This is a genomic window from Micromonospora sp. NPDC093277 (assembly GCF_044765245.1).
Taxonomy (GTDB): domain Bacteria; phylum Actinomycetota; class Actinomycetes; order Mycobacteriales; family Micromonosporaceae; genus Micromonospora.
On record NZ_JBIWJO010000015.1, the window covers coordinates 98682 to 119157 of the forward strand.

A 20476-nucleotide genomic window follows, 5' to 3' on the forward strand; every position below is an offset into this window, starting at 1 on the left:
CTGGAACGAACGAACCCCCCATGCCCCCGGGCCGCCGTGCGGGTCACGCCGGCTGCCCGATTGGACACTATGATCTAGAAGAAAGGACGATCAAGAACGGGATGTGAGCAACTTGTCACTAACCGTTGCCTGGTTCGCGGCAAGATTGACAATTATCGTCACGGTCATGAGAAAGTTAGGCAGAAATTGCCCATCGTTTCGGGGTGGGAGCTGTGGCCGAGGACGACGAAAGTAACCTGCCGGACGAATCGGCTCCGGCCGAGAAGCTCTTTCCACTGTTGATCGCGGTGACGCCGTCGCCGGCCGAACGGATCCGGCTCGCGGAACTCCTCGACGGCGTCGCGCCACTGCTGCTGGTGGCCGACCTCGATGAGCTGCGCAAACTGATCGCGGCGCCGCGGCAACCCGCGACAGCGCCGGCCGCGCCACGGCCCGCCCCACCACCGGCGGCGGCACCTGACGACGTCCTGCTGATCGACTCTGCTCGATCAACCGCCCGCTGCGGCGACCGGGAGGTCGATCTCACCCGACTCGAGCACGACCTGCTGACCTGCCTGACCGCCGAGCCGGTCCGGGTCTGGAGCTACCCCGAGCTGCACCGCTCGGTCTGGCGGGACGAGCGGCGGCAACGCAAGGCGGACGTACAGTCCCTGGTGAAGCGACTGCGGCGCAAGCTCGCCCAGCTGGGCACCGGCGTCACCATCGACGCCGTACGTGGTGTCGGGTTCCGGCTGGCCGACCATCAGCGTCCGAGGATCGGGGCCGCGTGACACTCGGCGGCACCGGGTGGTCAATCCGGGGTGGAGGCTCGCCGCGCACCGGTGGGCCAGAGGATCGTGGTCGGAATGCCGAGCTGCCGTGCCCCGTCGACGGTGCGGTCCGTCCCCGCGGCATGGCAACCGGGTTCGCCGTCCCAGACCGCGACGAGTCGCTGAATCCGGCGGAGCAGTTCCTGGTTGGCGGCCACGTAGGCGGCGGTGCCGGAGCGGCGGTGTCCGGTGTGGATGATCCGGGTGGCCCGCTGGAGCAGTTCGTCGAAGGCGGCCCGGCTGTTCGGTCCGATCGCCATCGAACGGTAGTCCGGGGCCGGCAGGATCACCTCGTACGTCCCCCCGGCGGCCAGGACCGCGCGCGCGAAGATCTGGTCGGCGCCGGCCGCCAGGCAGGTCACGCCGTGCACCGGCCGGTCGCTGATCCGGCGCAGCTCGACGCGGAGCGCGTCGGCGACGAGCCGCTCGGTGGCGGGGGTCAGGTGGATGTGCCCGGTGATGCCGACGCGCAGCGGCGCGGGGTCAGGCCCCATCGGCCGGTCCTCTCCGCTGGGCCGGCACGGTGCGGGCCAGCCGGATCAGCTCGAACCCGCTGTCGGAGAGCACGTCGGGCAGCGCCCGGATTTCCTCGCGGTTCTGCTCCTGGACGTCGGGGGTCAGCTCGTGCCAGGGCCGCAGGGCGGGATGCCGCCGCCGGACGTCGTCGCGCGGCTTGCCGTACGTCCAGCCCTCCCCCTGCCGTTCCTGACACCACCGCTCGTGCTCGAGTCGGGCGAGCTCGTCGATCCGGTCGTCGATGGCCTGCCCGGCGGCCGAGGCGTCGCCGGTGCCGCCGTGTCGGGGTGCCACGACGCAGCCGAGATTCAACAGCTTGGCGGCGATGTCCTGGACGTGCGCCCGGTTGGCCCGCCGCAGTGACTCGGGCAGGCTCGACCAGTCCACCATGGCGGGCGCGTCACCGGGGCGCACCCCGGCCCGCCGCTGGGCGCGCAGATATCGGTCGTGGATCTGCTGGGCCAACCGTTCCGTGAGGTCCTCGGCGATCAGTGTGGCGTCGCAGGCGTGGGTGAGCACCGGATAGAGGCACAGCTTGCCGTGCACCTCGTCGAGCAGGTCGTGGCGGGAGTCGCCGTGGAAGGCGGCGGCGAGCGCCGCCTGCCGGTAGACCGGCACGAAGACGGCGCTCTCCGCTCCGCGCCAGAGCGCGGGTGTGTCCAGTACGAACTGCAGTCCCCTGCGCTCGTCCGGGGCGCAGAGATAGATGCGGTCGTAGCCGCCGGCGGCCAGTTGCGGCAGACCGGTGAGCTCGTCGAGATCGTGATCGTACGCGGAGAGTCGGCAGACGGTGGTCAGGAACGGGTAGCGGGCGGCGGCCAGGGCCAGTTCGGTGCCGGCGTCGGGGGCCACGAGGTCCACGTGCAGGAGTGGGTCCGGCTCGCCGGCGCCCGGGTCGGCCCGGCACCCGCGCCAGTGCCGGGCGGTCTCCACCAGCAGGGCGCGCCGGAAGGCGCCGGTGCCGGCGATGAGGACCTTCAGCGGTCGGCCGGGCGCGGGACGGCGCAGCGGGTGGTGCCGGTGCAGCGCGCGGGCGGCGATGTCGTCGACGTGGAAGTAGTCCAGCCGCAGCCGGCTGGATCCGGCGGCACCGAGCCGCCGTGCCTGCAGGGACAGGCACATCTCGGGGTCGTGGACCTGGACGTAGACCCGGGGTGGCTGCCCTCGGTCCTGGATCAGCCGGCTGGCGGTGTTGGCGATGGCGTGATTCCGGTCGTCGTTGCCGGTGCAGGCGTAGACGATGCGGGCCATCGGCAGGCCGGCGCCGCGCAGCACCTCGGCGCTGGTCGGGTCGCCGACGACGCCGAGGTAGCGGCGCTGGCGGTACTCCAGTGGTCCGAACGGTTCGGAGCGCACCACGACGACGCGTTCACCGTCGGCGAAGAGCCGGTCGGCGAGCATCTGGGCGAACTGCGAGTCGCCGCAGACCAGGGCGTGGTCGCGGGCCCGTCGGGCGCGCAGGCGGCGAATCTCGGCGGCCAGCAGCAGCCGGCCTGCCTCGACCACGGCGAGCAGGGTGAACAGCGGGGCGGTGAAGCGGGCGATCTGCAACTGCCACGGGTAGGGGCCCGCCTCCTGGAACGGTTCGGCGCCGAGGACGAAGAGTTGGAGGTCGTAGTAGAGCACGTCGTACCGGTCGTGGAGGCTTTCCGGTCGGGCCTGCATCAGACGTTCGAAGCCGAGGTAGCCGAGCACCAGGGACAACAGGCCGATGACCCCGAACACGATCCCCAGCCAGCGGGTGGGCGGGCGGGAGAGGCCGGCGAGGGGTTGCGTCATCGAGCGGCTCTCGGGTCGGCGGGGTCACGGTGGCACGAGCCGACCGCGCCGGGGCGCCGGGATCGGCGCCGCAGCCACCAGGTTGCGACCATGGGCCTCATGGTATTGGACGTAGTCGATCGTGACGGCGCTCGGCGCACCTGGCCGATCGGCTCTTTTCACAGGTGAACCCGGGCCGACAGCCGGCGACGATCCGGCGCGGCGACAGGTCGTGCCACCCGATTTAGCCCCTATGTCTGCACGACGGTCAGTTCATTGTGGAAAGTCAGTAAATCTTCCTGCATTCAGCCTCGACCGAATCTCCAGGAGGGGGTGACATATTGCCGTTCGTCGTTGGATAATTCCGCAGTCACGCGCCGCGAGCACCCCCTTTTTGTTGCTGCGCCGACGCATATCGAAGGAGTCGATTCGGTGAAGCGGGACCACTCCCCCGTGCTGCCGGGAAACGGTGCCACGGACTACGCGCGCTACATGCGCACGGAGACACTGCTCGACCTGCAACGACGTCCGGAGGAGATGATCCACCGCGACGAACTCCTCTTTCAGGTGGCGCACCAGTCCGCCGAGCTGTGGCTGAAGCTGGCACAGGCCGAACTGGCCGAGGCGGTGACTCTGGTCGATGCCGGAGATCCGGCGACGGCCGAGGCGCTGCTGACCCGGGCAACCCTCGCGGTACGGCTGATCACCGAGCAGCTCGAGATGTTCCGGCATCTGGCGCCGGCCGTCTTCCAGGAGATGCAGCCGGCGCTGGGCAACGGTTCCGGCGCCGAATCACCTGGCTGGCGGCAGGTCCAGGCCGCGAGCCGGCAGCTCGGCCGGGCCTTCGGCGAGCATCTCGTCGCACGGGGGACGACCCCGGCGAAGTTGCGGGGAACGGCACCGAGCGACCCGGTCCACCGGCTGGCCGAGGCGATGCTCGACTGGGACGAGCAGGTGTCGCTGTGGCGGGTCCGGCACTACCAGGTCGCGCTGCGGATCGGGGGCCACGCCCCCGCGGGCACCCCGGGCAGCCCCGTGACCATGCTCGCCAAGCTCACCGCGCACCGCTTCTTCCCCGAACTGTGGCAGGCCCGGGTGAATCCCACGACAGAGGCGGACAGTGACAATTATCACCCCTCCTGCCCCTGACATCCGCCCCCGCCCCGTAATTGTCAAGCCCCCCGCCGTCGCAATTTACCGGAAGGAAATGACGAGGTGCGTTCGTGCGCGAGCTGACGAGTTGGCTGTCCGGCACGTCAGACCCCGATCGTTTCCCGTACGCCGCCGTGCTGGAAAGGTTTCACCGGGTCGGTAAACACTTTGTCGAAAAGGACCTCCTCGCCCTGCTCGACGAGACCCGGGCACGGCTGACCCCGACCGGGGCCGACAGCACGACCGGCCGCGGCTCCGGCACCCGGCTGCTGGCCGACTTCCTCGACGTCACGCTCGACAAGTGGGACGGCCGCTACGACTACCGGACCTACCTGGCACTGCGCCTGCTCGGGCTGCCCGACTGGCCGGACGACACGCCGCCCGGCCAGGACTCCCGACCGCCCTGGGAGGGCGAAACCCCCGGGTGGACAGTGGACCCGGCCGGTGCGCGACGGGGACGCGACCGGCTCCTCGTCGGCCTGGTCGCCGACGCGCTCGCGTTCGAGCTGACCGCCTCGGCACACGCCACCGACCTGCTGCCCGAACAGCGCCCGGCACCGGAACTGGTGCTCAAACGCTGCCGGCTCGGGATCCGCGCGGTCTCCCCCGCACTGGCCCGCCTCGGCCTGACCGAACCGCCCGCCGATCGCGAACCGCTGGCCGCGGCGGCCGCGCTGCACGCCCGCGCCGCCCCCGTCCACGGCACCGCACAGGAGCTGGCCCTGCGCCTGAGCATGCTGCCGGTCTACGTGTCGCACGACGAGTACCTGTTCATCCGGGTGCTCCAGGCGTACGAATGTCTCTTCGCGGGCCTCGTCGACGAGCTGCGCGCCACGATCGCCGCCCTCTCCGCCGGCCACGCGCGAGCGGCGGCCGACCGGCTTTCGTACGCCCGGGACCAGCTCACCACCGCGAGCCCGCTCTTCTCGCTGCTGGCCACCATGCAACCGGAGTCGTTCCGGACCTTCCGCCAGTACACCGAAGGGGCCAGCGCCATCCAGTCCCGTTCCTACAAGCTCATGGAGTCGCTCTGCCGCAGCCCGGAGGCGACGCGGCTGGACTCGGCCGCGTACCGGTCGGTGCCGGAGGTCCGCGACCGGGTGCGGGCCGGGCGGCCGTCCGTGGACGACGCCTACCGGGCGGCGGCGCGCGAGGGCCGGCTCGACGGCCCGGACCGCGACCTGGTGCAGCGGCGGATGCGGGAATTCGCCGAGGCCGTGCTCCAGTGGCGGCGTACGCACCACCGGCTGGCGACCCGGATGCTCGGCCCCCGCCCCGGCACCGGCTACACCGAGGGCACCCCCTATCTGGCCGCAACCCGCTCCATTCCGGTCTTCACCGCCGTACCCGACGGTCCCCGCCCGTCCCCGACCGACCCGACTGGAGGCTCCCCCGAGTGAGCGAACCCGACCCGGCCCCCGACCGCCACCGGCCGCAGTGCCTGGACGGCGCCGCGCACGCCGCCCTCCGCGCCGAGTTCCCGCTGCTGGCCGACCGCGTCTACCTGAACAACAACTCCACCGGCACGGTGCCGAGGGGCGTCGAACAGGTGCTCGGTGGCTACTGGGAGACGCTGCGCACCTGGCGCGACGACGTCTGGCAGGGCTGGCACGTCGGCCTCGACCGGTACGCCGACTCGGTGGCGGCCCTCCTCGGCGCGCCCCCGGGCAGCGTGGTCACCGACGCGAACCTCAGCACCCTGCTCGCCCGGATCGCGTCCTGCTTCGACTACCGCCCGCCGCGCGACCGGATCGTCACCACCGACCTCGAATACCCGACCGTGCCGTTCATCTGGAACGCCTTCCGCCGCTACGGCGCCCGCCTCGACGTCGTCGGCACCGGCGGGCCACGGTTCGACGAGGACACCCTGGCGGCCCGCGTCGACGAGCGGACGCTGCTGGTGTGCGTGTCGCACGCCAGCTTCACCTCCGGCGCCACCATCGACCTGCCGCGGCTGGTCGCCCGCGCCCACGAGGTCGGCGCCCTGGTGGTCGTGGACGCCTTCCAGACCGTCGGGGTGGTCCCCCTGGACGTGACCGCGCTCGGCGTCGACGTCGTCCTCGGCGGCGCGCACAAGTGGCTCTGTGGCGTCGGCACCGCCTTCCTCTACGTACGGCCGGACCTGGTGGCACAGCTGGAACCGGCGGCGACCGGCTGGCAGGCCGGCGACCGGGCGCTGACCTTCCTGCCGTCCACCGGGTGGGCCCCCGGCGCGCAACGGTTCGCCGGCGGGACGCCGTACCCGCTCACCTCGCTGATCTCCCAGGTCGGCCTGGACCTGCTGGCGGGGGTGGGCATCGACGCCATCCGACGGCACTCGCTGGCCCTGACGCAGCGCGTCCTGGACCGCGCCGCGGCGGCCGGCATCGACGTGGTCAGCCCCACCGAACCGCACCGACGCGGCGGCGTGGTGTGCCTCGACGTCGCCGACGGGGAAGCGGTCAAGCGGCGACTGGTCGAACGGAACATGATCTGCAGCTGGCGGGGCTACCTGCGGGTCGGCCCGCACGTCTACAACACCCTCGACGAGGTCGACGCGTTCATGGACGCGCTGGATAAGGAGCTGGGCAGATGAGCGTCACCCTGTCGCCGCGGGCACTGATGAGCCTGCTCGCCAACGGCCCCAAGGCCATGGACGTGCTGGAGACCGCGCTCGCCATGGGGCTGCTCGACGCGCTGGAACCCGGGCCGGCCCGCCTCGACGCGCTGGCCGCCCGGTTCGAGGTACGGCCACTGCGGCTGTACAAGTTCCTCGACTGCCTGGAGAGCCTCGGCTTCCTCACCCGCAGCGAATCCGGCGACGACATCGGCACCGTCAGCTACCGGGCCCTACCCGGACTACGCGACGCGGTCGTGGCGGTGGTCGGCCCGGACGCGCAGGAACGGGACCGGGACCGCTACCCGTGGCGACACCTGCACGGCCGGCTGGCCGAGAGTCTGCGCGGCGAGGTCAGCATGAGCGACGACGACTTCGCGTGGCCGCCGCAGAGCGACGAGCAGACCGCCGACTTCGAACGCAGCATGGCCGTCGGGCTCGGCCCGGTGATCGAAACGACCCGGCGGCACGCCGACCGGCTGTGGTCGGACCGGCGGCGACTGCTGGACGTGGGCGGCGGCGACGGCACGCTCGCCGCGCACCTGCTCGACAGCGCCCCGGGGCTGCGGGCCGACGTCTACAACCTGCCGGCGGTGGAACCGCTGGTGCGGGCCACCCAGGTCGACCGGGGCCACCCGGACCGGCTGGGCTTCGTCGGCGGCGACTTCCTCGCCGAGCCGCTGCCGGCGGGGTACGACGCCATGTCGTTCGTCCGGGTGCTGCACGACTGGCCCAACGCGGTGGCCCGCCGCCTGGTCGAGAAGGCGTACGCGGCGTTGCAGCCGGGTGGGCTGCTGCTGATCGGCGAGGAGTTCCGCACCCCGGACCGGCTGGCCATGCAGTTCTTCTGGAGCTACTTCCTGATCGGCGTGGACAGCTGCGTGAGCCGGCTGCGGGAGGTCGAGTTCTACACCGGGCTACTCAAGGAGGTCGGCTTCGACCGGGTGGCGGTGCTGTCCGGCGCCTGGGAGCTGATCGTTGCGTACAAGCCGGAGACCTCGCGCTGACCAATCCGCCGACGGCGAAACCCCGCCGTCGGCGGTCGGCGGCTCGATCGGTCAACGGCGGAGGCGGCGGCTCAGGGCACCGCCGGGTCCAGATGCTTGGCTCGGACGCGGTCCGCCGCGTCCTTGGCGATGAGCTCGTTGTCCGCCAGGAAGTCGATCGCCCGCCGGACCGCCCGGGCGTCGTGGAACCCCTGCCAGACCGAGACCAGGCGCGGATACTCCTCGTACAGCTCGGAGCGGAAGCGACGGAAGGCGCCCCTGCCGTCGATCGCTCGTCGCAGCCTGCGGCCGGCCCGCTCGTCGCTGAGCAGATCCGCGAAGTCGGCCATGTCCCGGTACCAGACCCAGGACGGTGCCGGATCGATGAGCACGAGGTCGAGCTCCTCGAGGTCCACCGGCGTCTTGCCGTCGATGCCGCCGTCGGCCGTCCAGAGCAGCACCTCGCCCGATGCCGGATCGATCAGCCACCGGTGGTCGTACGCGCTCTGGTCCTCCAGCGCGGCCGCGATCTCCTCAAGATCGAATTCGTCTGGATCACGCATCCGTCCCGCCCTCGTCAAGTCGTGGACGCTCCCAAGCCACCGAGGATACGCGGTTAGGATACCCAGGCCCTCGGACGATCAGCCGAGTGAGAAGCGCTCGTCGCTCACGCCGGACACGGCCGGCGTTCGACGCGGTGACCTGCCTCGACAGCCCGGTCGAACAGCGTCAAACCGTGCGGGTGACCCCTTTCCGGTTCCGACAGTGCATCGGCAACTGCCCGGTCAGGCGATGACGATCCGCCACCGGAGCCGCACCATCTGGAGTGACCCGAGGGAGCGCCCGGATGCAGCCAGATTCAGGTCCACTGTCGCCGATCGACGCGTTGGTCCCGTTCGACGCGGTGTCCGGGATCCCGGTGTTCAGCCTCATGAAAGGCGTGCTGGGCGCGATGGAGGCGGCAAACGCGGCAGCGGAGACGGCCGATTTCCGGCGCGCCGTGCTGCGGCAGATGTCCGTCTCGAACGCGCTCGGGATGGTCGGCGCGGCGATCGGCGTGGTCGGGCTCGGCGTCGCCATCTACGACCTCGCCACCGAACGCCGGCGGCGGGAGCACGCTGTCCGGCTGCAGATGTGGTTGCAAGCATGGCAGCACGCGTTCCAGTTGGAGCAGCAGCGCGACGCCGAACGGCTGCGCCAGCAGACGTTGGAGTTGGAGGCGTACAGCAAGGTCCGGCCCTTCCGGGAGCTCGGCCCGCTCGGTTCGCTGCGGGCCGACATCGGGCTCAAGGGGGGTACGGGAGACGCCGACGCTGCTGATCCCGGCCCCGCCGTACGGCTGGCGTCGATCACCCTGCGGTACGGCGGCAAGCCCTTCGGCGTGGATACTCCTTCAGAGCCCGAAACCTGACGGGCTGCTTCAGGGCGCCGCGCAGGATCGGTCATCCGACCCCGAGTGCCGATGAGATCTCCAGCAGGTCGGCAGGTGGATGCCCAGCGGGCCCGTCGGGGTTTCGCCGACTGTAGGGGCCGGCACTGACAAGCGCGCCGTCGGCCTGCCGGCGCCACTGTGGCCATTCCTCCGGCTCGTCCAGCAGGCATTCGGCGAGCTCACCGGCCCGCAACCCGGCGCCGCACTTCGTCAGTGCGGTCGTCAACGTGTCCGTCGCATCCGCAGGCAGATCGGAGTCCCCGAGCGCGGGGAGCAGCAGTAACAGCCGGGCGTCTGGCTCCACCACCCCGAATGGCGCACCCGGCCAGGCCGCGGTGGCCCCCAACTCGGGCCAGCTCAGCCCTGGGCCAAGCTCGTGGCCCCCCACGACCGCCAACTCCAGCGGGTGCTCCCCGCCGCGCCGGGACAGGACGAACTCCGTGTTCCCCGCCCCGGGAACATTCCGACTGATCACGTCGATCTCGTGCTGCCCATCGCGCAGCGCGAGCCGATACACCGGCCACGCCTCCGGATCCGTCAGCCGACGGTAATAGTTCAAGCAGTCTTCCTCGTCGACCTCGAACACCGCGGTGACCAGCGAGGTGTCGTGGTAAAACGTGTCGCACAAGTAGGTCGGCCAGAAGAGCGGGTCAGCCAGGAACCGCCCGCCGTCGATCAGCGGAAGGTCCTCGTACCCAGCAATCGTCACGTCCACGTGGTGAGCCATTCATCCTCGGGCTTGCGCCTCATCCGCATCCAAATGGCTGGATCAGCTGCCCTACCGTGTGGATGCTCCTTCAGAGCCTGGAGTCTGACGTTACGTCGAGCTGGCGTGGGTCGAGGCCGGGTTGCGTGCGCGCCACCGGGCTATGGTCGCCTTGTACGGCTCCGGCATATGCAGACCTGGCACCTCGTCGTAGGCGAACACCCCGAGTTCCTTGTGCTCGGCGGAGTACGTGAGTTCCTCAGCCCCCAGGTACACAGCGCCGTAGCTGACGATGAAGACGTGCCGGACGGGGGTGATCTCATAGACCCAGCTGTCGATGATGTCGACCCCGGTGACGCTCAACCCGAGTTCCTCTGCGACCTCCCGGCACACGCCCTCCTCGGGTGTCTCCCCCACCTCAAGCTTGCCGCCCGGCAGCTCCCACTCGTCGCGTTCGTTCCTGAGCAGCGGGACCCGGCCGTGGTAGTCGACAACCAGCTTGACGGAGATCGGCAGTTGATACTCGAAATACCCTGGATTGCGCTCGACGAGGTACGGGGGTCGGTCGATCATCGGGAGCCCTTCCATCAGCGTACGGAGTCAACTACGAGGTGAGCAGCACGGCGGCGACATCGTCGGCTCGTTTGAACCGCCGGCCGCCACCCGACGTCCCGGCCTCAGTTTTCCGGATCAGAGCTTCCAGGTACGGCAGCCCGCGCCCGACGGCGTCGGTGATCACGTCTGCCCACTGTTGGTAGAGCTCGTAGTCGGTGACCAGCCGGGCGAAGCCGTCGGTGCAGAGCAGGATGGTGTCGGTTGTCGCCCAGGCGCCGGGGAAGCTGTGTGGACGCAACTGACGCCGCGGATGGCCAGAAAAGACGGATTCGGCGTCGCCAGAGGTCATGGTGTAGAGCCGCCGCTCGTGCATCGCGGCGATCACCCGCTGAGAGTCGGGTTCGCCGACCTCGACTGCCGCCGCCTCTCGGCGGTCAAAGTACCCGGTGGCCAGGACGGCAGGTTCACGACCTGCGACGACGGCTGTGGCGTCACCGATCCGGCTGATGTCATACCGAACGCCCTGGTCAACGCAGAGAGCAATCGAACAGGCGGGCGGGACCCGATCGGTTGGGAACCCCAGCGCTCTCTGCTGCCTGGCGATACCGCCGGCGATGAGCTCAAGCAGAGACGCTGCAGCGCCGTGGTATCCGTCCTCGCCGGCGGAGGTCAAATGCTGGTCGATCGTGTCAACAAGCCACTGCACATCGCTGTCCGCAGGAAGCGCGCCATCCTGGTAGAGGTCGGTGGCACCGTCGATCACCCAGGCCAGGGTGCCCCGGTGGCCGGCGCGGTCTTCGTTCGCCCTCGCGCCACCCGCTGTGGTAATCAGTGCTTGCACCCTCACCGCTGGCTCGATTCACGACATCCACGCGGCCGGCACCAGAATCCCCGCCCCGATCAGTGCGCAGCCGATTACGACCGCGGCAAACACCCGGCGGATGCCGCTGTTGTTGACCAGGGAGAAGGTTCCGAACACGACGCCAACCGCGCCCGACGCCACGAGCATCAACCGGACACCGTCTATCCCTTTGCTCTGACTCGCGATGTTACCCGCAGTGGCAATGAATGCAACGACCGCCGCCAGCAGGCCGAGCAGTTGGAGCTGCTGTGCCTTGAACTCAGCCAGCTCCGTCCGGAACCGGCCATGGGCTTGGGCCCACCGGGCCCGCTCCTGCATCAGGTCGATCCGGATCCGGGTGGTTTGGTACTGGGTCAGTCGGCGAAGGTAGTCGCGGGAGGTGCGTGGCTCCAGCTCGATTGCCTGCGCGACGGCTGATCTGGCTGCCTCGAACTCTCCGCGCAGCGCAAGCAGACGGCCCTTCGTCTCGAAGTAGTGGGCAATCCTGCCCTGCGACAGGGTGATCGCTCGGTCGACGTATCGCTCCACCTCATCGAGGTCGCGCGCGCTTCCCGGCTGCTCCAGACGTTCCAGGAACTCCACCCAGAAGGCAGCCAGTTGGTGCACCACCGCCGCAACGCCGGGCATCGAGACAACTGCCTGCCGGGAGTACTCCACGGCGCTGCGTAGCGAGGCGAGGTCGCCCCGGGTACGGGCCACGATCGCTCGAAACGTGTCGAAGTACGGCTCCGCTCCAAATTCCCCCTCGTACTGTCGGACAACCGCGCTGTATTCAGCATGGCGTTCCTCGCGCCGCAGACGGAGCAGAAGCGCGTACAGCGCCGCGAACCGCAGCCGCGCCCGGGCGGCCCGGTCGTCGACAATTTGACGCAGGGCCGGCTCCGGGTCGGGGTGCGCCTCGAGGACCTCCCGGATCATCAGCGGAAAGGCGCTGTCGGCGGGCACCGGCACCTTGGCCAAGGCCGCCGCCAGCCGGACGCGTTCCGTGCTGAAGGCCGACGTCGGTCTGGGTCTAGGAATCCGCAAGTCGGAACCCCCGGTTCAGCCAGGTGTACGGGTGGCCGTCCTCAACCTCGGCAAGCAGCCGTACCAGGCGACGGCTACCGCTGAACGCTGTCCGCCCGTGCAGGACCCGATGGTTGTGGACGAGATAGCCATCGCCGGGGGCGAGACGAAGGCTGCTCCTCGTCGCGACGACCAGGCGACGGAGCGCCGCCAAGACGTCCTTCCGCCCGCTGGCGCTGTGTGGGCTGCCGATTTGGTCGTCGCGATAGCGAAAGCGTGCGAGACGGCCACGTAATTCGATGAGTGGTGGTCCGTTGCCGCTGCCTCTTGGCCCCAGTCTCAGCCCGGCGATCACCCCGTCGTCGAACTCTCTGCGGAGGAGGGCCAGCACGCGAGCCCCATCGACCAGTACGGACTCTCCGCCGGTGAGCGCTGGCACAACCATCACCGTGGCCAGCACGCTGGGTGGCCGTGCGACCATGCTCCGGTCTGTGTGCGGAGGCAAGGCAGCAGCGGAGAAGCCGGCGTCGTTCGCCCCATCGACGGACCGATGTCGTGGCACGATGACCGTCAACCCGTCGCTTGACTGATGTGGGTGGCTGACCGGCTCGGTCCAGTGACTGAGTAATTCCCTGACCCCATCGACACTGCCCTGCCGGATAAACACCAGCCCGTCGCGGGCGAGAGCGGAGGGCACACGATCGGCATCGATATCGGCTGCGCACCCCGCCGCCAACAGTCGCATGATCCGCCTGGCAATGGTCGAAGTGACGCGCTCCACGATCCATCGACCATAGCTGTTCGGGCAACCGTCACGCAGCATCGCCGCGAGCTGCTTCTGAGACCTGCATCCGGTTAACCGTGCCTATCGGCCACGGACTTTCACCTTGCCCCCGCAGCTGGCGCTCGCAGGCGAACGCGTTGCCCAGCAGTTCATCGCCCCGCCCGACGCGCCGCGACCGCTCCAGCAGCTCGGCCTCGTTGTTCGGTACCCGGATCTGCGATCATGCCGGGAGCATGATCACAATGGCGACCCTGGTGAAGGAGAAACGTCATGTCTGACAGCAGCGTGCGACACCGTATGGGCAGGACCACCCTCGTCGTCCGCGGGCCCGACCGCCGGCCGCTCGCCGACCAGGTTGTGACAGTTGCCCAGCAACGGCACTCCTTCGCCTTCGGCAACATCGGCTTCGACTTCGTCAGCCTGGTCGGCGGCCCCGAGCCGGAGGCCGTCGCGGACGTCGAGGGCTTCGGCGGCACGAACGACGGGGACCTGGAGCGGCTCGGCAACCTGTGGCTCAGCCCCTTCAACACCGCGACCCTGCCGTTCTACTGGGGCCGCTACGAGCCGCGGCGCGGCGTCACCGACACCGAGCGCCTCACGAAGACGGCCCAGTGGTTTGCCGAACGCGGCGTCACGGTCAAGGGACACCCGCTCGTCTGGCACACCGTGCAGCCGCCGTGGCTGCTCGACCTCGACCTCGACGAGGTCGAGCGGCTGCTGCGGGCCCGGATCCGTGACCTCGTCGGCGGGCTCGCGGGGCTCATCGACGTCTGGGACGCGATCAACGAGGCGGTCATCATGCCCGTCTTCGAGAACGGGGACAACGCGATCACCCGGCTCGCCCGGGCCCGGGGCCGCATCTACCTGGTGCGGATGGCATTCGAGGAGGCCCGCGCGGCCAATCCGGCAGCGACTCTGGTGCTCAACGACTTCGACCTCAGCTCGGCGTACGAATGTCTCATCGAGGGGTTGCTCGAAGCCGGCGTCGGCATTGATGCAATCGGGCTGCAGACCCACATGCACCAGGGGTACCGGGGCGAGGAGTACATGCAGCACATGCTCGACCGGTTCGCCCGGTATGGTCTTCCGCTGCACCTGACCGAGACCACGCTGGTCTCCGGCCACCTCATGCCGCCCCACATCGAGGATCTCAACGACTACCAGATCCCGGACTGGCCGACGACCGCCGAGGGCGAGGCCCGGCAGGCCGAGGAGATGGTACGCCACTACCGGTCCCTGGTCGCGCACCCGGCGGTCCAGTCGATCAACTACTGGGGGCTCACCGACAACGGCGCCTGGCTGGGCGCTCCCGCCGGCCTGCTCCGCGCCGACGGCAGCCGCAAGCCGTCCTACGATGCGCTCGAAACCCTCATCAAGGGCGAGTGGTGGCTGCCGCCCACCGACCTGCGCACCGACGCCGACGGCACGGTCACCGTGGAGGGCTTCCTCGGGGACTACACCGTTTCCGTCGGTGACCACACCGAGCGGTTCACCCTCAGCCCCACCCAGACCACCGCAACCGTGAACCTCGGCTAGCACCGACCACGGACGGTGATCAGCGCATAAGAGGGATCGCTGCATTCGTGGTGGACGGGATGATTCGTGGCCTCGCCGAGCTGCACGGGATGGACGGTTCCCGCTATGCCAGGCTCAAGCCGTTGAGGACATCCTGGAGGGAGGCCGGTTCGCGACCGGTCAGTTCGGCGACCGCGTCGGAGGTCGCCGCCCAGCGGCCCTGACGGATGGACTCGAACATGCTCGCGTACGCGTAGGTCCACCATGGCTCCTCGCCGTGGCGCAGCAGCCCGCCGGCGAAGGCGGCCGGCGTGGTGTCGGCGTACCGGTACCCCAAGGCTGAGGCGATCGTCTCCAGGGCGAGGCTCTCGCGCCCGGTCACGTCGTGATGCGCGTTGGTGGGTTCCCGCAGTGCCAGGGCGGCCAGGCAGCGTGCCACGTCACTTCGTGCGACCAGGGAGACGCGGCCGTCGGCGGCCGGGAGCGCGACCGTCCCGTCGGCGCGGCCCGCGCTCGTGCCGACCTGCCGGATCAGACCGAGGAAGAACTCGGTGAACAGGCCGGCGCGGACGATGGAGTACGCAAGGCCGGAGGCACGGAGCAGCCGCTCGGTATGACCGTTGGTGTATGCGTAACAGAACGGGGAGTCCACGTCCGCGTCCAGGCCGCTGAGCAGCACAACGTGCCCGACCCCGCGCCGGGTCGCGGCGTCCAGGACGTTGTGGTGGTGGACGACCACCCGCGCGGCCTCACCATCGCTGGACACGAACACCAGCGTGTCGACCCCGTCCAACGCGGCGCGCAGCGCCACGGGGTCGTCGTACGGCGCGGTCCGGCTCGACAGCGCGACGACATCGTGCCGTCCCTCGTCGGCCAGCAGGCGCACCACGTGACCGCCGATTCGACCAGTGCCCCCGGTGACCGCGATCCTCATTCCTCCCACCCGAACCCGTCCGGGTCGGTGAAGGGCCCGGCATCGCTGCCAATGACGATCCGGTGCGATCCGGTGCCGTCCGGGGAGACGCCGGCATCCTTCGCGGCGGCGCGCCGCCCGTACAGCGCCAACTTGACTGACGATTCCGGGGTGGCGAACTCGACGTACTTGCTGCCGAAGCTCTTCGCCACGACCAGGCCGCGGTCGACGTAGAACTGCTTGCTCGCCTTCACGTCCGCGACCCCGAGCAGCAGCACGATGTCGTCGATCTGCCGGGTCGCCGGGCCGGTGTCCTTCTTTGCCGACGTCGCGACCTTCCAGATCGCCCCGTCCGGGGCCTGCACGACGCCGCCGTACCCCCAGAACCCCTTCTTCGCCGGCTTCAGTGCCGTGGCGCCGGCGCCGAGCGCGGCGCCCATGAGGCTGTCGACGGTGCTCGGCTGGGACACCACGAGCGACATGATGAAGCCACGAAAACCGGTCGTCGCCGCCTCCAAGGCCCGTACCCGAACATGAGTACCCACACCGAACGCACCGTAGAACGCGCCGGCGGCAGTGGAGTCAGGCACTTCGAGGGTGACAGATTTGATCGAGGTCATGCGCATCACGCTACGGGCGGCTACGTGACCCGGGCTTCTTGATTCCTGACCGGTCGGGTCGGGGGCCGCTCGCCGACCAGGTTGTGGCGGTTGCCCAGCATCTGCTGGTACCCCTGACTTGCGATGGTTACGCCAGCGGGTATCGGAGGTCGCCTGACGGGTCACGTCGAGCGGGGTCTTGCGCGGCCGATCGCGGGTTCGGGCCTGTTGCCGCGGCCCCACCGGTCGGTAGGGTCGTCCGCGTGGATCTGGAGGACATCGCCGCCCGGCTCGGGGTGCCCGTCGAGGACGTCGACCGCGTGCACCGGCTCGCCGGCGACCGGCCGTCGGCTCCGCTACCCGCCAAGGCCGACGCTCCCGCGATCCTCGACCGGCTCGCGGTGCGGCCGGACGACGCCGCCGAGATCATGGCCGGCTGGCCCAATCCGGGCTCTCCGCTGTGGACCCCGGAGCTGCGCTGGCTGCTCGACCGCTCGATCGCTCTGGTCCGCGCCGATCTCGGGGGCCACGGCTGGTTGTCGCCCGGTCCGGAGCTGCCACGCGAACGGGGCCCCGCCTGGCGGCATCTCTACGTGTACACGTACCTGGCCCTGGTCGACGTCGTCACGGATTACCACCGCGACCACGACATCGCCGATGCCGTCTCGTGGGTGACCCTCGCGGATCTGGGTCGCAACCTCGCGATCGACCGGCGGATGCACCGCGAGGGCTGGCCGGTCATGCAGAGCTGGCTGACGCTGCACGCGCGCGGCGGCGTCTACGAGCTGGGCCGGCTGCAGCACCATCGCGGCAGCACCGCCATCGACCTGCACATCCCCGATTCGGGGCCGATCACCCCGGAGGCGGTCGCGGCGTCGCTCGACGAGGCCCGCGCATTCTTCCCGCGCCACTTTCCCGACGAGCGCTACACGGCGTTCTCCTGCGGCTCGTGGCTGCTCGACCCGCAACTGCTGGAGTACCTGCCCGGGGACTCGAACATCGCCCGGTTCCAGCAGAGGTTCGAGCTGGAGCCCTACGAGGAGCCGGAAGGGCTGGACGCCGACGTCGAGGTGCTGCGGTTCGTGTTCCGCACCCTGACCACGCCGCTCGACCAGCTACCGCGCCGCACCGTGCTCCAACGCGCGATCATCGACCACCTGAAGGCCGGGCGCCACTGGCAATGGCGCCGCGGCCGCTTCCCGATCTAATTAGATCCTTGGCCGCGAGAATCTGAACACGTGGGTCAGGTCTTCAGGCTGCGGTTTTGGTCACCGTACCCGCTGGGGTAGCGGTACGAGCGTGAGCGAGAACCGTCCTACTTGTCGCGCTGTCGGCTCACCATCTCGGTGATCCAGATGGGCGCGAACGGAGACGTGCAGCCCGAGGAAGTCGGGTAATCCTTAAGCACCTCCAGGCGCTCGCCGATGTCGATCGCACGGGCGCGGTACTCGGCGTGCTCGATCCCGATGTGGCCCAGGCACTCGTTCATCGCCCACTGCAGGCGATCTGGGGCGTCTTTCATCTCCGCCTCGATGACATCGAGCAGTCCTGCGAGGTCGAGGCCCTCGGGCTTCTTCGTCACGCGTTCGGTGGTCAGCGCCCAGCCGGCACTCGCTACGACAGGATCCGGATCGGCGGACCAGGCCAGGCGCAGCTCTTCGGAGTGCGGGTTCTTCTTCACCACATAGTTCACGAGCCAGTCGTGCACCTTGGGTGTGCGCCCCTGGCGCAACATGACATCCAACTCGTCACGCTCGAGCGCCTTCGGGCGGCAGATCAGCGTCGCCAACAGTCTCGCCGCGGTGTCACCCGTCTCCCAGAGCTGGCGCGCGAGTTCCTGCTGCGTCCTCAGCCGCTTCGCGAGCGCGCGCAGCTTGCCGAGGTTCACACCGTGATCGTCACCGTGTCTCTCGTTCACCTCACGTATTCTCGGGTCGTCGAGCTCGGCCAACTCGGCCATCACCTCGGCCACCATCGTCTCGGTCACCTCAGCCTCCAGTCCATCACGTGCGAGATTCAACCCTGCCGGATCGAGCCTCGACGGGCCCGACACGCGGACCCCGTGGTATCAGCCGGTACGCTGTTCCGACGGCCCGAGTAGATACGCGACAACGTCCGCGGCGGTGTAGTCGTAACCTCGGCGAATCAGGTGCGGAAGGAACGCCAGGTCCTGCCCGAGTGTCACCAGCGGAGGCTCGACGTAGCCGTCCGGCCGTCGCTGACCGAGCCCAACGGTGGCGACCAGCCCATTGCACAGACACCGGCTGCCTACCGTGTCGTCGACCGAACCGCCCTTGCGAACATACTGGTCGACCGGTTCCGCAGGGCAGCGGTATCCGACCCAGCCGTCCTGGCGTCGGTACGGCGTACGTAGGTACCCCAGGTCGCAGTGCCGCGGCCGGTCGGCGTAGACCTGCTCGTCGGCGGCGGTGCCGGGCAGGTGCACCAGCTTGAACGGAAACCCCGTCGGGGACGCCGCGGCGTGATTGCGTACGACGAGTGCGTCTCGCGCTGCGTCCCGCAGCATCCGTTGCCGTAACGCCGGGTCGAGGCCCGATTCGCAGCACAGCGCGAACGCGGTCCCTACCTGCACCCCCGTGGCGCCCGCGGCCCGGGCGGCGGCCAGCCGCTCCGGCCCGGTCTGCCCGCCGGCCACCCAGAACGGCAGACCCAGGTTCGCCACCTTCGCCACGTCCAGCCGGTCCCGCGGCCCATACACCGGCTCGCTGTCGGCACTGAGGGTCAGCGGCCCGCGGGGCCGCGCGCTGTGCCCGCCGGCGGTCGGGTTCTCCAGCACGAAACCGTCCGGGCGGGTGCTCTCGTCACGGGCCAGGTAGGTGGCCAGCGTGGCGGACGACACGATGGCCAGCAGCCGCGGCCGCCGCAGCGGTTGGGGCGCCTCGCCGATCAGCTCCCACGGGTCGAAGGCGAGTTGGTGCTGCTCGCCGGGCGCAGCGGCGTTCACCGCGACCGACAGCCGCGCCGGGACGTTGGCGGCCAGGGCGTCGAGCATGCGCGGTATCTCGGTGGGCAGGCCGGCGCCCATCAGCACATAGTCGACGCCGGCCAGCATCGCGCCGTACACCGCCGCCGGCGTGGCCAGCTGGATCTTCTCCAGGTAGTTCACCCCGACCGCGCCATCGTGGCCCTCCTTTGCCAGGAAGACCTCGACAAAGTTGGCGACCACCGTCAGTTCCTGCCCGCGGCACCCGGGCCGCAGCCGCAGCCGCGGCACCGGCCGGAACGGCTCGCCTTCTGGCCGCCCGCCGGGCACGAAGTACCGGTCCAGCACCCGTTGTGCCACGGCCGGGACCGGGAAGTGCCCGAGAGCCCGGCGGATGTGACCGCCGTCGTCGCCGCGCTGCAGGCGCCGGGCCAGCAGGGCATCGAGGGCGACGCCAGAGACCACACCGAGCTGCCCGGTGGCCGCCACCGCCCGCGCCAGCCGCCAACCGGAGATGCCGACCCCCATGCCGCCCTGGATGACGACCGGAGGGTCGAGCACGATCGGGGCCATTTCCCCGGCCATCAGCGGTTCCGCCGGTTGGCGTCGCGTGTGGGCAGCCTTCTCAGTAGCCGCCAGGCCCCGGGCAGCAGGCCGGCCGCCAGCACCGCCTTGAGCACGTCCCCGATCAGGTAGGGGACAAATCCCAGGGCGAGCGCCCTGGACAGGCTCACGCCCATCGCGACGGCCAGCCACGGCACGCCGACCAGGTAGATCAGCGCGTTGCCGGCCGCCATCATGCCGATGGTGCGCCATGGCCGTCGGTCCGCGCCAGCTACGGCGAGCCGGCCGACGAGCGCGGCGGCGAGCACGAAGCCCAGCAGATAGCCGAGAGTGGCGGTGCCCAATCCGGACGCGCCGCCAGCAAACCACGGTACGCCGAGGCCGCCGGCTACGACGTACAGCAGCATGCTGACCGCCCCGCGGGTCGGCCCCAACGCCGCCGCGGCGAGCAGCACGGCGAAGGTCTGCCCGGTGATCGGCACCGGCGACCCCGGCACCGGGAGCGCGACCTGTGCCGCAGCCCCCGTCATGGCGGCAGCGCCGACTACCAGGACCACGTCACGCGGAACGGATCGGCCCCACACCTCCGCCAGCACTCCCGGGGTGCGGCTGTACGCCGCCGCACCTACCACGCCTTCCGCCATTCTCGTCCCTCCTGCCGCCGCGCCCAGGTGGCTCGGGCACGGCTTTCAGCCCCGCTCGTGCTGTCACGACCGGAACGCGCCGCTGCGCTGTGGACAGACCGACAGCGACAGACGCGTTGTGCGAAGCCTGGGGCAC

At 70.0% G+C, this 20476-nt stretch carries 21 protein-coding genes; 8 read left to right on the top strand and 13 right to left on the bottom strand.

What is annotated here, in order from left to right; genetic code table 11:
* Window positions 1-212: 212 nt before the first annotated feature.
* Window positions 213-770, top strand: coding sequence for a winged helix-turn-helix domain-containing protein (locus ACIRG9_RS27440; RefSeq protein WP_402861865.1), 558 nt, complete (start codon window positions 213-215; stop codon window positions 768-770).
* 20 nt (window positions 771-790) lie between these two features.
* On the opposite strand, the gene ACIRG9_RS27445 is transcribed toward ACIRG9_RS27440, so the two are convergent.
* Window positions 791-1303, bottom strand: coding sequence for a hypothetical protein (locus ACIRG9_RS27445; RefSeq protein ID WP_402861868.1), 513 nt, complete (start codon window positions 1301-1303; stop codon window positions 791-793).
* Window positions 1293-3104 (bottom strand): RyR domain-containing protein, encoded by a 1812-nt coding sequence (locus tag ACIRG9_RS27450; RefSeq protein WP_402861871.1) that lies wholly within the window; start codon window positions 3102-3104, stop codon window positions 1293-1295. The genes ACIRG9_RS27445 and ACIRG9_RS27450 overlap by 11 nt, the downstream gene beginning before the upstream one ends.
* A 411-nt stretch (window positions 3105-3515) precedes the next feature.
* Between ACIRG9_RS27450 and ACIRG9_RS27455 the strand changes: the two genes are divergently transcribed.
* From ACIRG9_RS27455 to ACIRG9_RS27470, 4 genes are all read left to right on the top strand, one after another.
* Window positions 3516-4232, top strand: a complete 717-nt coding sequence (locus tag ACIRG9_RS27455; protein WP_402861874.1) for a tryptophan 2,3-dioxygenase family protein — start codon at window positions 3516-3518, stop codon at window positions 4230-4232.
* A gap of 74 nt (window positions 4233-4306) precedes the next feature.
* Complete coding sequence (locus ACIRG9_RS27460) at window positions 4307-5635, top strand: tryptophan 2,3-dioxygenase family protein (RefSeq protein WP_402861876.1); 1329 nt, start codon at window positions 4307-4309, stop codon at window positions 5633-5635.
* Entirely contained in the window at window positions 5632-6810 is a 1179-nt protein-coding gene (locus ACIRG9_RS27465) for an aminotransferase class V-fold PLP-dependent enzyme (RefSeq protein WP_402861879.1), read from the top strand. Before ACIRG9_RS27460 ends, ACIRG9_RS27465 begins: the two co-directional genes overlap by 4 nt.
* Complete coding sequence (locus ACIRG9_RS27470) at window positions 6807-7838, top strand: methyltransferase (protein WP_402861882.1); 1032 nt, start codon at window positions 6807-6809, stop codon at window positions 7836-7838. The genes ACIRG9_RS27465 and ACIRG9_RS27470 overlap by 4 nt, the downstream gene beginning before the upstream one ends.
* Window positions 7839-7909: 71 nt before the next feature.
* On the opposite strand, the gene ACIRG9_RS27475 is transcribed toward ACIRG9_RS27470, so the two are convergent.
* The gene (locus ACIRG9_RS27475; protein ID WP_402861885.1) at window positions 7910-8380 is read right to left on the bottom strand and encodes a UPF0158 family protein; all 471 of its coding nucleotides are present in this window, start codon (window positions 8378-8380) and stop codon (window positions 7910-7912) included.
* A gap of 284 nt (window positions 8381-8664) precedes the next feature.
* Between ACIRG9_RS27475 and ACIRG9_RS27480 the strand changes: the two genes are divergently transcribed.
* Window positions 8665-9228 (top strand): hypothetical protein, encoded by a 564-nt coding sequence (locus tag ACIRG9_RS27480; RefSeq protein WP_402861888.1) that lies wholly within the window; start codon window positions 8665-8667, stop codon window positions 9226-9228.
* Window positions 9229-9259: 31 nt separating this feature from the next.
* Here ACIRG9_RS27480 and ACIRG9_RS27485 read toward each other — a convergent pair whose 3' ends face one another.
* The 5 genes from ACIRG9_RS27485 to ACIRG9_RS27505 form a co-directional block, all read right to left on the bottom strand.
* The gene (locus tag ACIRG9_RS27485) at window positions 9260-9964 is read right to left on the bottom strand and encodes a hypothetical protein (RefSeq protein WP_402861890.1); all 705 of its coding nucleotides are present in this window, start codon (window positions 9962-9964) and stop codon (window positions 9260-9262) included.
* A gap of 102 nt (window positions 9965-10066) precedes the next feature.
* Window positions 10067-10528 carry an NUDIX domain-containing protein gene (locus tag ACIRG9_RS27490; RefSeq protein ID WP_402861893.1) on the bottom strand — a complete coding sequence of 154 codons (462 nt, stop codon included), beginning with the start codon at window positions 10526-10528 and terminating at the stop codon, window positions 10067-10069.
* 31 nt (window positions 10529-10559) lie between these two features.
* A complete protein-coding gene (locus ACIRG9_RS27495) occupies window positions 10560-11357 on the bottom strand; it encodes a protein phosphatase 2C domain-containing protein (RefSeq protein ID WP_402861896.1) in 798 nt (265 codons plus the stop codon).
* A gap of 12 nt (window positions 11358-11369) precedes the next feature.
* A complete protein-coding gene (locus ACIRG9_RS27500; RefSeq protein WP_402861899.1) occupies window positions 11370-12317 on the bottom strand; it encodes a hypothetical protein in 948 nt (315 codons plus the stop codon).
* Window positions 12318-12384: 67 nt separating this feature from the next.
* The gene (locus ACIRG9_RS27505; protein WP_402861902.1) at window positions 12385-13200 is read right to left on the bottom strand and encodes a TauD/TfdA family dioxygenase; all 816 of its coding nucleotides are present in this window, start codon (window positions 13198-13200) and stop codon (window positions 12385-12387) included.
* A 231-nt stretch (window positions 13201-13431) separates the two neighbouring features.
* Here ACIRG9_RS27505 and ACIRG9_RS27510 point away from each other — a divergent pair, with 231 nt between their 5' ends.
* On the top strand, window positions 13432-14697 hold the full coding sequence (locus ACIRG9_RS27510) for an endo-1,4-beta-xylanase (protein ID WP_402861905.1): 1266 nt from the start codon (window positions 13432-13434) through the stop codon (window positions 14695-14697).
* Between the two features lie 103 nt (window positions 14698-14800).
* On the opposite strand, the gene ACIRG9_RS27515 is transcribed toward ACIRG9_RS27510, so the two are convergent.
* Window positions 14801-15610 (bottom strand): NmrA family NAD(P)-binding protein, encoded by an 810-nt coding sequence (locus tag ACIRG9_RS27515; protein WP_402861908.1) that lies wholly within the window; start codon window positions 15608-15610, stop codon window positions 14801-14803.
* Window positions 15607-16209, bottom strand: a complete 603-nt coding sequence (locus ACIRG9_RS27520; RefSeq protein WP_402861911.1) for a glyoxalase — start codon at window positions 16207-16209, stop codon at window positions 15607-15609. Before ACIRG9_RS27520 ends, ACIRG9_RS27515 begins: the two co-directional genes overlap by 4 nt.
* Window positions 16210-16451: 242 nt before the next feature.
* On the opposite strand from ACIRG9_RS27520, the gene ACIRG9_RS27525 reads away from it, so the two are divergent.
* Window positions 16452-17396, top strand: a complete 945-nt coding sequence (locus ACIRG9_RS27525; RefSeq protein WP_402861914.1) for an acyltransferase domain-containing protein — start codon at window positions 16452-16454, stop codon at window positions 17394-17396.
* A gap of 107 nt (window positions 17397-17503) precedes the next feature.
* Here ACIRG9_RS27525 and ACIRG9_RS27530 read toward each other — a convergent pair whose 3' ends face one another.
* The 3 genes from ACIRG9_RS27530 to ACIRG9_RS27540 all read right to left on the bottom strand — a co-directional run bounded on the left by ACIRG9_RS27530 (window position 17504) and on the right by ACIRG9_RS27540 (window position 20340).
* Window positions 17504-18163 (bottom strand): DNA alkylation repair protein, encoded by a 660-nt coding sequence (locus ACIRG9_RS27530; protein WP_402862111.1) that lies wholly within the window; start codon window positions 18161-18163, stop codon window positions 17504-17506.
* 93 nt (window positions 18164-18256) lie between these two features.
* On the bottom strand, window positions 18257-19717 hold the full coding sequence (locus tag ACIRG9_RS27535) for a nitronate monooxygenase (RefSeq protein ID WP_402861917.1): 1461 nt from the start codon (window positions 19715-19717) through the stop codon (window positions 18257-18259).
* Complete coding sequence (locus ACIRG9_RS27540; protein ID WP_402861920.1) at window positions 19717-20340, bottom strand: biotin transporter BioY; 624 nt, start codon at window positions 20338-20340, stop codon at window positions 19717-19719. The genes ACIRG9_RS27535 and ACIRG9_RS27540 overlap by 1 nt, the downstream gene beginning before the upstream one ends.
* Window positions 20341-20476: the final 136 nt, after the last annotated feature.